14 protein-coding genes and 1 tRNA gene are annotated in these 11,065 nt (G+C 70.6%); 8 read left to right on the forward strand and 7 right to left on the reverse strand.

The features are described from left to right. Positions 1-10 precede the first annotated feature (10 nt). Positions 11-1,243 carry a GNAT family N-acetyltransferase gene (locus Van01_RS31470; protein ID WP_204015360.1) on the reverse strand — a complete coding sequence of 411 codons (1,233 nt, stop codon included), beginning with the start codon at positions 1,241-1,243 and terminating at the stop codon, positions 11-13. A 111-nt stretch (positions 1,244-1,354) separates the two neighbouring features. Here Van01_RS31470 and Van01_RS31475 point away from each other — a divergent pair, with 111 nt between their 5' ends. The 3 genes from Van01_RS31475 to Van01_RS31485 all read left to right on the forward strand — a co-directional run bounded on the left by Van01_RS31475 (position 1,355) and on the right by Van01_RS31485 (position 3,562). Beyond that, on the forward strand, positions 1,355-1,894 hold the full coding sequence (locus Van01_RS31475; RefSeq protein ID WP_204015361.1) for a hypothetical protein: 540 nt from the start codon (positions 1,355-1,357) through the stop codon (positions 1,892-1,894). Positions 1,895-2,168: 274 nt separating this feature from the next. After that, positions 2,169-2,513 carry a PadR family transcriptional regulator gene (locus Van01_RS31480; protein WP_239099412.1) on the forward strand — a complete coding sequence of 115 codons (345 nt, stop codon included), beginning with the start codon at positions 2,169-2,171 and terminating at the stop codon, positions 2,511-2,513. Next, complete coding sequence (locus Van01_RS31485) at positions 2,510-3,562, forward strand: hypothetical protein (RefSeq protein WP_204015363.1); 1,053 nt, start codon at positions 2,510-2,512, stop codon at positions 3,560-3,562. The genes Van01_RS31480 and Van01_RS31485 overlap by 4 nt, the downstream gene beginning before the upstream one ends. A 32-nt stretch (positions 3,563-3,594) precedes the next feature. Here Van01_RS31485 and Van01_RS31490 read toward each other — a convergent pair whose 3' ends face one another. Next, on the reverse strand, positions 3,595-4,230 hold the full coding sequence (locus Van01_RS31490) for a LuxR C-terminal-related transcriptional regulator (RefSeq protein ID WP_204015364.1): 636 nt from the start codon (positions 4,228-4,230) through the stop codon (positions 3,595-3,597). Next, complete coding sequence (locus Van01_RS31495) at positions 4,182-5,489, reverse strand: sensor histidine kinase (protein WP_373306314.1); 1,308 nt, start codon at positions 5,487-5,489, stop codon at positions 4,182-4,184. The genes Van01_RS31490 and Van01_RS31495 overlap by 49 nt, the downstream gene beginning before the upstream one ends. A 108-nt stretch (positions 5,490-5,597) precedes the next feature. Between Van01_RS31495 and Van01_RS31500 the strand changes: the two genes are divergently transcribed. From Van01_RS31500 to Van01_RS31510, 3 genes are read left to right on the forward strand one after another with little or no spacing between them, the layout of a single operon-like run. Then, positions 5,598-6,611 carry a fatty acid desaturase family protein gene (locus Van01_RS31500; protein ID WP_204015366.1) on the forward strand — a complete coding sequence of 338 codons (1,014 nt, stop codon included), beginning with the start codon at positions 5,598-5,600 and terminating at the stop codon, positions 6,609-6,611. A 30-nt stretch (positions 6,612-6,641) separates the two neighbouring features. Then, a complete protein-coding gene (locus tag Van01_RS31505) occupies positions 6,642-7,328 on the forward strand; it encodes an alpha/beta hydrolase family protein (RefSeq protein ID WP_204015368.1) in 687 nt (228 codons plus the stop codon). After that, the gene (locus Van01_RS31510; RefSeq protein ID WP_204015370.1) at positions 7,235-7,549 is read left to right on the forward strand and encodes an alpha/beta hydrolase family protein; all 315 of its coding nucleotides are present in this window, start codon (positions 7,235-7,237) and stop codon (positions 7,547-7,549) included. The genes Van01_RS31505 and Van01_RS31510 overlap by 94 nt, the downstream gene beginning before the upstream one ends. Positions 7,550-7,655: 106 nt before the next feature. On the opposite strand, the gene Van01_RS31515 is transcribed toward Van01_RS31510, so the two are convergent. Continuing rightward, positions 7,656-7,937, reverse strand: a complete 282-nt coding sequence (locus Van01_RS31515) for a hypothetical protein (RefSeq protein WP_204015372.1) — start codon at positions 7,935-7,937, stop codon at positions 7,656-7,658. A 32-nt stretch (positions 7,938-7,969) separates the two neighbouring features. Further along, positions 7,970-8,542, reverse strand: coding sequence for a hypothetical protein (locus Van01_RS31520; RefSeq protein ID WP_239099413.1), 573 nt, complete (start codon positions 8,540-8,542; stop codon positions 7,970-7,972). 251 nt (positions 8,543-8,793) lie between these two features. Here Van01_RS31520 and Van01_RS31525 point away from each other — a divergent pair, with 251 nt between their 5' ends. Next, complete coding sequence (locus Van01_RS31525) at positions 8,794-9,381, forward strand: hypothetical protein (RefSeq protein WP_204015374.1); 588 nt, start codon at positions 8,794-8,796, stop codon at positions 9,379-9,381. Between the two features lie 131 nt (positions 9,382-9,512). Continuing rightward, entirely contained in the window at positions 9,513-9,896 is a 384-nt protein-coding gene (locus Van01_RS31530; RefSeq protein WP_204015377.1) for a hypothetical protein, read from the forward strand. Between the two features lie 83 nt (positions 9,897-9,979). Here Van01_RS31530 and Van01_RS31535 read toward each other — a convergent pair whose 3' ends face one another. Beyond that, positions 9,980-10,519 carry a DinB family protein gene (locus Van01_RS31535; RefSeq protein WP_239099414.1) on the reverse strand — a complete coding sequence of 180 codons (540 nt, stop codon included), beginning with the start codon at positions 10,517-10,519 and terminating at the stop codon, positions 9,980-9,982. 226 nt (positions 10,520-10,745) lie between these two features. Then, positions 10,746-10,819, reverse strand: a tRNA-Gly gene (locus tag Van01_RS31540). Between the last annotated feature and the right edge of the window lie 246 nt (positions 10,820-11,065).

An 11,065-nucleotide genomic window follows, 5' to 3' on the forward strand; every position in this document is an offset into this window, starting at 1 on the left:
AAGGGTGGGGTCAGAAGATCTCCATGGCGGAGGGGGCCCGGTGCCAGGTGAAGGCGGGGCTGGCTGCGGCGAGCGCGCCGGGGCGTAGCTCGCGCAGCCGACCGGCGTCGGCCAGCGCGGCCGGGGTCACCCCGCCGAGGAAGAGTTCACCGAGGCAGCGAACGTCGCAGGCCAGGTCGGCCGGCCCGGTCGCCGGGGTGCAGGTGGCCTCGGCCGGTCCGCCGCGCAGCCGCCACCGGCCGGTGTTCTCCGGCAGCAGGTGGTCGGTCACCTCGATGACCACGTCGACGTCCGTGGCGTAGCGCCGGGCGGCGAGCGCGGCGGGTACGTCCACCACCCGTACCCAGAGGGCGTCGACCAGCCGGAAGTCGAGCCGGCGCGGTTCGTTGAGCAACCGCAGCAGCGGCTCGTCCATTGCCGCCCGCATCCAGGTCAGCCGCCGGGTCAGGTCGAGGGAGAGCAGCATCCGCCAGATCGCCCGGTACGCCGCCGGGGTGCTCGCCACCACCTCGTCGACTGTGGTGAGGCTGTTCGGGCCGGCATCGTCCCACTCGGCCTTGGTGCGGAACAGTCCGTAGCCGTCCACCCCGTCGGGCCCCTCGTGCAGCACCACCCGCCGCTCGGTGCCGCCGCCCCGGTGTGCCTCCGGGTCGACAAGCACGTACCGCCACCACCTGTCGTCCCGCGCCGACCAGCCGGGACGTTCGACGCGGGCCCGGTCGTACACCCGAGCCAGGTCGGCCTGCCGGTCGGCCGGCCGGTCCAGGCGCAGTCGGCCCTCGTCCGGCGTCGGTGCCGGCAGCCGTAGTTCGGTGGTCTCACCGGAGACGTGGAACCGCTGGGAGGCCAGGCCGTAGCCGAAGCGCGGATAGATTCGGCCCTCGCTGGCCCAGAGCACCGCGACCGGCTCCCGGCGATTGTCGTAGATCTGACGTAGCTGGCGGTGCATCATCGCGGTGAGCAGGCCCCGCCGACGGTGGGTGGGCGCGACCCCCACCAGGGTGACGTGCGCCGCGGGTACCGCCGCGCCGGGCACGCCCAACTCCCGGGTGTACGCCGCGGCGCTGGCCACCAGGTCCGATGCGTCGCGTACCAGCAGGGCCCGGTCCGGTTCGAATATCGCGCGCTCGGCCTCGTGGGCCTCGGGCTCGACGTTGTGATGGAACAGTGTGCCGAGGAAACGGCCGATCTCGTCGTAGTCCTCGGCGCGGGCTGCCTCGATGGGCAGGGTGGAGGTGGTCACCGCTCGTGTCTAGTCGATAGGTGTGGGTACGGCGACCGATTTGCGGGCTGGCTACCCTCGAAGACTCCAGCGGCGTCCGGGGGCGCCGCCGGTGAAAGGGGAGGGAACGACATGCCCGAGCAGACGCAGCCGTGGGCGGAGCGGACCGTCGAGGTGCCGCCGCAGCCCGGAGACGGGGTGCCGCCGCAGCGCGACCCGTACCGCCGTGGGGTGGCCCAGGTCGGTGCCCGGGCGCCGCGCACCGAGCCGTTCCCGACGGTGGAGCACGAGCCGACCGGCACCGGCTGGCCCGGCGAACCGGCACCGCGTCAGCCGTTGAGCTGGCACGTGGCACGCCTGAAGCGAGGCGGCGAGTGGAGCTTCGCGGGGGCACTGTTCGCATTCGTGTGCTGGGGGATCTGGGCGATCTCCGGTGGCGGAGACCTGGTCGGACCAGTCGTGATCTTCGTGCTGAGCCTGCTGGTCGCGGCGGGACTGTTCACCCTGGCCCGGTTGCTCGGCCGCGTGGTGCTGGAACGGCAGATGGGACGGATACGGCGCACCGCGCGCGGCGCGCACCTGGTCACGGCGGTGTTCCTGACCGGCCTGGGTGTCGCCTTCCTGCAACAGACGCAGTGGATCATGGACGCCTGGAACTGGCTGACCAATTAGGTTGCTGGGTGCCCCGGCCGCCGGGCGGACCGGCCCGTCGGCCGGCCCGCCCGGAAGGTGGCCGCGGGGCACCGCGACCGAGGTCGTCACTCCACCAGGACGGCGGCCTGCTTACCCAGCCTGGCGCGATTCATCCCCGCTGGTGCGGTTTCCCGGACGCGCCGTCCGGATCCGACGCGACCCGGATCAGCCCTCTCCCGCCGGCCGGGAGTGCGCCGGGCATCGCGACAAATAACGCTTGTAAGGATATCTTGTCAGCCACTATATTGGGCTGATGAGTTCCGGGGCGATGACCGAGCCGACCTTCTTCGTCCTCACCGCGCTCGTCGACGGCCCGCGCCACGGCTACGGCATCGTCGCCGACGCGGCGGAACTGTCGCAGGGCCGGGTGCGGCTGAAAATCGGATCACTGTACGGAGCGCTCGACCGTCTCGTCGGCAGCGGCCTGATCGAGCTGGACCGCGAGGAAGCCTGGCAGGGTCGGCTGCGCCGGTACTACCGGCTGACCGAACGGGGACGCCACGCCCTCGACGCGGAGGCCCGACGGTTGGCCGCCAACGCCCGGCTCGCCTCGACCCGGCTGCGCCGACAGAGCCCGATCGAAGGGACGTCCGGATGAGCCGGTTGGAGGAACGCTACCGCCGGGTGCTGCGCCTGCTGCCCGTCGGATACCGGCGGCAGTGGGAGGACGACATGGTCGCCGCCTTCCTGGAAACCCTGCAGACCGGCGACGCCGAGACCGACGAGTACCTCGCCGACCACGGCCGCCCGAGCCTGGCGGAGGTGGCAAGCGTCATGTCCCTCGCCGTCCGGCTGCGGATCGGTGGGGCTGACGCGCCACCACGCCCGTACGCCTGGGGGCAGGCGGTCCGCCTGGCGGTGCTGACCGGAGTGCTGCTCCAGGCGGTCATGGCCACCGCCGGTCTCGCCATCACGTTGTGGCTCTATGGCGCGCTGAGCTGGTTGCCCGCGCCCACCTCCGAGTGGGTTCTCGTCCCGCCCGCCAGCAGTTGGCAGGCCACCTTGAACCTCGCCGGCTACGCCTGGCTGCCGGCCTTCCTCGCCCTTGTCCTCGGGCACCGCCGGGTGGCCCAGGCCGTCGCCGCGGTAGCTGTCGTGCCGCAGGCCGTCGCCGTCGCCGTCGAGCAGGCCACCGGTCCGGCACCGTTGACGGTGACGCCGTGGGCGTTGCTGCTCATCGAGCTAGCACTGCTCGTCGCGATGTCCGCGGTCCACAGTGATGCCGCGCCGGTGGCACGTCGTCCCTGGCTGCTGGCCCTGCCGATCGGCATCCTCGCGGTCCCCGTGCCGCTGTTCCTCGCCCAGGCGACAATGCCCGCGCTGCGGCTGCTCGACTGGCCGGGGATGTGCTGTGTGCTTGTCGCCGTCGCGATGGCGGTCAACCTGGTCGCGTCCCGCTCGCCGCTCCGCACCCTGCCCTGGTCGCTGGCGCTGGTCCTGCTCGCCGCTGCCGCGCTCGCCCTGCGGATCGCGACCCTGCCCGACATCGGTGCCCAGGTGCAGCGCACGGCCCTGCTGACGACCGCCGCCGGGCAGATCGTCGCCGTCCTGGCGGTCGGTGTACCACTGGCCGTCGTGGCGTTCCGGGCGTTGCGCCACCTGCCTCCGGTGCCGTCCGCCGAGGAGCCGCACCGCACCGATTCCTGAACGTCGAGCAACAGGGCCGGTACGCCTTCCGGTCACGCGTTGAGATAGGCCAGCACGGCCAGCACCCGGCGGTTGTCGTCCTCGGAGGGCGGCAGGTCCAGCTTGGTGAGGATGTTGTTGATGTGCTTGCTCACCGCCTTCTCGGTGATGCGCAGCTTGGTGGCGATGGCGGCGTTGGAGCGACCCTCGGCCATCTCGCCGAGCACCTCCCGTTCGCGGGCGGTGAGGGCCGCCAGCGGCTCCCGGCGGGCGAGGAGCTGCGAGATCACCTCGGGATCCATGGCGCTGCCGCCCGCGGCGACGCGGCGGACGGCGTCGATGAACTCGCCGACGTTGGAGACGCGATCCTTGAGCAGGTAACCCACCCCGCCCTGGGGAGTGCTCAGCAGTTCCCGGGCGTACAACGGCTCGACGTGCTGGGAGAGCACGAGGATCGGCAGCCCGGGTATCCGGTTCCGGGCGGCGATCGCGGCCTGCAGACCTTCGTCGGTGAACGTCGGCGGGAGCCGGACGTCGATCACCGCCACCTCGGGCTTGTGGGTGACCAGGGCGGGTAGCAGCGCCGGGCCGTTGTCGACGGACGCGACCACGTTGAAATCGAAGGCCCGCAGGAGCCGGGTCAGTCCGTCACGAAGGAGTGCGTGGTCCTCGGCGATGACAACGCGCACGGGATCTCCATGGTGACGACGGTGGGCCCACCGGGCGGGCTCGACAGCGCCATCGTGCCATCGAAGGCGGCGAGGCGACGCTCGATGCCACGCAGACCGGTACCGGCGGCGGAGTCGGCACCGCCGGCGCCGTCGTCGGTCACCACCATCGTCAACAGTCCCTCGGCGTGGCGCAGCGACACCCACGCGTGCCGCGCGCGGCTGTGCCGGACCACGTTCGTCAGGGTCTCCGCCACGGCGAAGTAGGCCGCCGACTCGACAGGCGTGTCGAGCCGGCCGGGCAGCTCGGCGTCGACCGTGATCGGTACGGGCAGGCTGAGCGCCAGTGCCCGCACCGCGCCCTCCAGGCCACGTTCCGCCAGGACGGGTGGGTGGATGCCGCGTACCAGGTGCCGCAGCTCGACAAGCGCCGTCCCACTCGACTCCCGCGCCTCGGCGAGCATCTCGTGCGCCGCGGCCGGATTCCTGTCGATCAGTTCGTCGGCGAGGCCGATCATCATCCCCAACGAGACGAGCCGCGCCTGGATGCCGTCGTGCAGGTCACGTTCGATGCGACGCAGCTCGGCGGCCTGGGCATCCACCGTGTCGGCGCGGGTCACGGTCAGCTGGGTGACGCGCAGCCGAAGCTCGGCGGCCCTCGTCGGGGCGAGGAGGAGCCTGTCGAACAGGGCGTCGACGCGACGCAGCCACGGTGCCAGCCACAGGCCGACGGCGAGGATGGCGGCACCCTGCGGAACGCAGAGCAGGGCCTCGCCCACCGTGTCGACGGACCAGATGGTGCCGTAGCCGTACCAGTCGGTGCCGAGCCAGATCCACACCGGCGTCAGTGTCAGCCCGGCCAGCCCGTACAGCGGGATGACCAACCCGAGCACGCCGAGGACGACCCCGACGATGGCCCCAGGCACCAGCCAGGCGAGATCCCGCCAGGTGGCCGGGTCGGTGACGGCCCACCGGAAGCGACGCCAACCGCCGGGCACGGCCCGCTCCGGAGGCGGATGGTACGGGCGGGCCACCAGGACACCGGCCCGGGAGGCGAGCCTCCGTTCAAGATCAGTTCGCGTCCTGACCAGCTTCGTCGTCCACGGCACCAGGGCCATGCCGAGAAAGGGCACCGGCACCAGCACCAACGCGACAACCGACAGGACGAGCAGCGGAAGATTCGTGAGCGCCAGACCGATCCCGGCCATGCCGGCCAGCACCGAACGCACCCCCTGGCGCACCCATGGGGCCATCCGTTCACCAGCTCCGGCCACGTCCACGGGCATATTGTGCCCACCGTGGCGGCCGTTCGTCGGTGGTGCCAGCACCCCCTTCGCGGAGGGGGTAGAACTCCTGACAAGCAGGTCGTGAGGCGGTTCGCTGAAGCCATGACTACCACGACGACCGGCAGCGACTTCGCCGCGCTCGCCCGCCGGATCAACGGAGCGGGGCTGATGCGGCGCCGACCCGCCTACTACGTCGTCCGGCTGAGCGTCGTCGCGCTCATGTACCTCGGCGGTTGGACGGCGTTCCTCGTCATCGGCTCCTCCTGGTGGCAGCTGATCACGGCCGTCTTCCTCGCCGTCACCTTCGCCCAGGTGGCGCTCGTGGCGCACGACCTGGCACACCGTCAGGTGTTCCGCACCAGACGACCCAGCGAACTCGCCGGACTGCTCGCCGGGAACCTCGGCGTCGGGATGAGCTACGGCTGGTGGATGGACAAACACACCCGCCACCACAGCAACCCCAACCACGACGACCTCGACCCGGACGTGGCCCCCGAGGTGCTCGTCTGGACCACCGAGGCGGCCACCGGCCGACGCGGGCTGAAAGGCTTCATCACCCGGCACCAGGCCGCACTGTTCTTCCCGCTGTTGACGCTGCTCGCCGTCAGCCTCAAGGTGTCAAGCGTCAAGGCCCTGCGCGACGGCACGGTACGGCGTCGCGGCGCCGAGAGCGCCCTGCTGGTGCTGCACGCCGTCGGTTACCTCACCGCGCTGCTGGTGGTCCTCACGCCACTTCAGGCCGTCGCCTTCCTGCTGTTGCACCAGGCCCTGTTCGGGGTCTACCTCGGGCTCACGTTCGCCCCCAACCACAAGGGCATGCCGCACCCGACAGGCGACGAGGACTTCCTACGCAAGCAGGTACTGACCTCCCGCAACGTGCACGGCAACTGGCTCACCGACGTGGCGCTCGGCGGCCTGAACTACCAGATCGAGCACCACCTGTTCCCCGGCATGCCCACACCCAACCTGCGCAAGGCCCAACCCATCGTGCAGGCGTACTGCGCCGAGATCGGCGTGGCCTACGAACAGACAGGTCTCATCGACTCCTACCGCCAGGCGCTGCGACACCTGCACGAGGTGGGCGCGCCCGCCCGTGCCGAACGCGCGGCCCGCTGAGCCCCGGCAGCGCGTGGATACCGTGGCGGGGTGCTGTTCGAACCGGTGTCGACGGAACTGTCCTTCCGGCACGACGGTGACCAACTGGTCGGTGACCTGGTTCGCCCGCCCGGGCCAGGTCCGTACCCGGCGGTGGTCTTCGTCGAGGGCTCGGGGCCCGGCGGGCGCGACGTGGGGGAGTGGCCGACCCGGCTGGCCGCCGCCGGCTTCGCCAGCCTCGCCTACGACAAGCCAGGCTCGGGCGCCTCGACCGGAGACTGGACCCGCCAGCGGCTCACCGACCGGGCCGAGGAGACCCTGGCGGCGGTCCGCGCCCTGCGCCGACAGCCAGACGTACGAGCCGACGCGGTCGCGCTGATCGGCCACAGCCAGGGCGGCTGGGTGGCCCCCCTCGCCGCGTCCCGCAGCGACCTGGTCGCGGCGGTGGTCTGCGTGTCCGGCCCGGGCGTGGGCGTGCTGGCGCAGGAGGAGTACCGCCTCCGCCACCAGCTTCCCGCCGCGGGCTTCACCGAGGCGGACGTGGAGCAGGCCGTGACGCTGCTCCACGAGCAGATCCACCGGGTACGCTCCGGCGACGATCCGGTACGCGTCCACGCCGCCCAGGCACCCTGGCACACCGCACCGTGGTACCCGAAGCTGGCCGGCACGACACCCCGTCGATCGCCTTCCTCGCCGGCATCGCCGACCACGATCCGACCGCCGCGCTCAGGTCACTGAGCTGCCCGATACTTGCCGTTTTCGGTGCCGAGGATCTGCTCGTACCGGTGGGGGAGAGCGCACGGGTCGTCGCCACCATCCTTCGCGATGCCGGCCACGACGACCACGAGATCGTGGTGTTCCCCGGTGCCGACCACAACCTCCGGTTCGGCACCGCCCGTGCCCCCGGATTCGACGAACTTGTCGTCACCTGGTTGCAACGCTGGCTCTGCCACCGGTGACAGCGTCGTCGGTGTCGCCGCCGATGTTGCGGGCTCTGCCGCCGGTGGCGGTGCCAGCTCTGCCGCCGGCGGCGCTGGCGTCGGTGTCGTTGCCTTTGCCTTGCCGTCACTCCGCCAGGTAGCCGGTGGCCGGGTCGATCTCGGCGAGGAACTCGCGGATCGCCGCCTCCATCTCGGCGCGGCTCATCATCGAGCCGTCAGACCGGGACAGCCCGAAGCCGTAGTCGTGCGGCCCGCTGAGCCAGTCGAAGTCGTACGTGCCGGCTGCGCCCGGACGGGCCTGAACCCGGAAGTCCTGCCCGTCGACCGTCACCATCAACGGATCACCCTGCTCGTGGCCGGGCCGCAGAGGGTCGGGCTGCAAACCCGGCTCCGGTTCACCGGACATGGCTACTCCAAGAGGTGGCGAAGCGTGCGGCATCAGCGACCGCGCGCCAACTCTTCGACCTGGGCGAAGCTCACGACGCGGTCACACTCATCATCGGTCAGCTTGTTGATCAGAGCCTTGCCGGCCTGGGCCTGTGGTGTGGTGGGCAGCGCACCAGCGACAAGTTCCGGCAGCACCAGTTCGTAGCCCACCCGGGCCCGGGCCGAATACCGATGACGGGTACGCGCCACCGCACTCGCCACCCGCAGGGCGTGCTCGTTGCCCGGCGGAACGTGCTGACGGTCCACCTCACGGGCACCGAACCGCATCCGGTGATGGAACTCGCACGTCTCGCACGCGGCCGGTCCCTGGGTCAGCCGGGCCCCACAAGCCGGACAGCTCAGCCGGTCAATCGCGCCGTCAACGGTCCGCCAGTCGTACGCCGCCGGGTCATCGACTACCAGCCAGGCCACCTCGATCGCCTCGGACGAATCCGGGTCGACATCGAGGTCGACGGCAAGCCGCTCCCACGCCCGACGAATCTCCGTCTCGATTTCAGCGACCACACGACCCAGCAGCGCACTACGCCAGGTGCGGGAGTAGCCGGTCGGGGAGTCGCCAGTCACGGCAGCAATCGTGGCAGCACCACACGCACCGGTGCGACCACATTCCCCTGTCACGTCGTGCAGTGCAGCGGGCGACCCACAGCCGGCCCGCAGATCCAACCGGGAGAGCGGCCGACCGGCCAGGATCAGGGAATTTGCCGCTGGCCCGGGCCGGAGCGCGGTGGAGCGGGCGACAGGAATCGAACCCGTACCGTCAACCTGGTGGCCGCACGACCGGCGACGTGCCGTCAGGAACGCCCTACGCTGGCATCATGTCGGCGGGGCGAGAAGTAATCGACCTGGATGAGCACAACCGCCAGTTGACGGCGGCAGGCAGCGGGGCTCCGGACCGCCTCCTGGCCAGACGGAAGATGGCTGTCCGGCTCGTCGCTGCCTTCGTTGCCGGCGGGTTGCTTGGTGGCTTCGGTGTGAACGAGCTGCGGGACTCGCGGGAGGAGCGGGAGCGACATGCCTCGGTCGCACTTGTGGCCGTTCTCGTGTCCATCGCTGGCGGGGGCTCGGACGTCCCGGGCGTTCTTCAGCTGGACGGGCAACTGGCAGTGACCAACCCTGGCCAGGCGCCGATGACGGTTCGTTCGGCGACTGGGCAAGGACCGGGTGTCCTGGTCCGTGACACCGGCAGCTCTCGCTTGCTACGCCCTGGTGATACCGGTCTGATCGATGTCAAGCTGCGCCTCGAATGCGCGACCGCGTTCGAGAGTGACCTGTTGTCGATGCGATTCTCGGTCGAGACCGGCGATCACCAGGTCAGAGAGATCGACTACCCCGTCGCCCTGGTGGGGAGCACCTTGCAGGCCAGGACCGAGCAGCCGTGCGCGCGTTCCGTTGAGACCGATTAGCGCGGCGGACAGCTCGGCCGGATTGCTCAATTCTGCTACCACCTGCCGCCCTCGGTTGCCCGCTCTTGACCGCTGTATCGGGCCCGCTTCGCGGGTAGCGCTGGTGCATCAACTCAGGGATGATCATCGTCATGTCCGAGCAAGATCTGGCCGGAGTCTGGCGTCGCATCATCCGAGGTGACGGCAAGTCCTGGGTCGTATTCGCCCACGGCACCTGCGTCGTACTACCAGACCCCGGACCCAGCGTCGACCTCGCCGCCCAGGCCGTCGACATCCTGCGCGAGTACGGTCCCGTCTACGCCGGCTCACCTGCCGGAGACTTCGGTACCATCACCCTCGATCCTGGTCCCGGATGGGTGGTCTACAGCCACCACAACGACGTGCTGACCTACGTAGGGCCCGACGAGGTCTCGGACGACAGCGATCTGGCCGTTGGTCTGTACGGACGCGGAAAGCGAGACCGGGACGGCCATGAGCTTGACGTCGTACACGTCGAGGACAAACGGCTGCGGTGAATCGGCGCCGGGTTTCCGTCGTCAGACGTTGAAGCGGTTGCATCCTGACGGCGGTCCTTGTGCTGACCCACCGTCTCGGTGGGTCACAGGCCGGTACGCCCGTCGATGCACTCGCGCAGGAGGTCGGCGTGGCCGGCGTGCCGCGCATACTCCTCGATCACGTGGAGAAGCACGTCGCGCGTGCCGTGGCTGCCACCGTCGACCGGTACCTCGCGGCCCAGGTCGGCCTCCTCGAGGGCGTCGAGCCACTCGTCCGCCTTGGCGATCTCGGCCTTCCAGGTTGCGAAGGCTTCCTTCACCACCGCGTGATCGGGGACCGCGCCCCCGAAGTCCCAGTCTGGGTCGTCCTCGTGCTGGTAAAGGCACGGTGCGTCGGTCCGCCCCTGCAGCACCCGCTGGAACCAGTGGTTCTCCATCTGGGCCAAATGGCGGACCAGGCCGAGCAAGCTCAGGGTGCTGGGCGGCACCGAGCGTCGGCCGAGCCGCTCGGCGTCCAGTCCGTCGCACTTCATCTCGATGGTCAGACGGTAGTTGTCGAGGTACTCCCGGTAGGTCGCCTTTTCGCCGACGGGCTGACCGAAGACCCTGGGATCGTCCTCGGGGGCGGTCCACAGTTTGCTCACGGCGCCACCCCATCGCGGGCGGACCGCACCAGTCAAGTGAGTTGCGGTGCCCCAACTTCGACGGCCGCCAGGAGGAACTCGATCGCCGCTCGCTCATCGGCTAGAAGCGATTGCTGCCCCATCCGCCTCCTCGGCCAGAGGTTTCCGCGCGGAGAGCCGGGACTGACGCGAGGAGCGAGAACGGCCCAGGTTCGGCGATCATGCCGTTGACCTGGGCCGGAGTTCGTGGAGCGGGCGACGGGAATCGAACCCGCACCGTCAGTTTGGAAGACTGAAGCTCTGCCATTGAGCTACGCCCGCGTACACCCGGAGGACCGGGTGCGCCCGACAGCCTACCCAATACCCACGGCGACCGTGCGGCCGTATCCCCGCGCCGTCGGCGTCGATCGATCGCAATATGCGGGATGTTGCGCTCTCACGAGGCCGGAAGACCGCAACATCCCGCAAACTGCACCCGCCGCCCCGCCGCCCCGCCGCCCCGCCGCCCCGCCGCCCCGCCGCCCCGCCGCCCCGCCGCCCCGCCGCCCGCCGCCCCGCCGCCCCCCC

This window comes from Micromonospora andamanensis, assembly GCF_016863495.1.
Classification (GTDB): domain Bacteria; phylum Actinomycetota; class Actinomycetes; order Mycobacteriales; family Micromonosporaceae; genus Micromonospora; species Micromonospora andamanensis.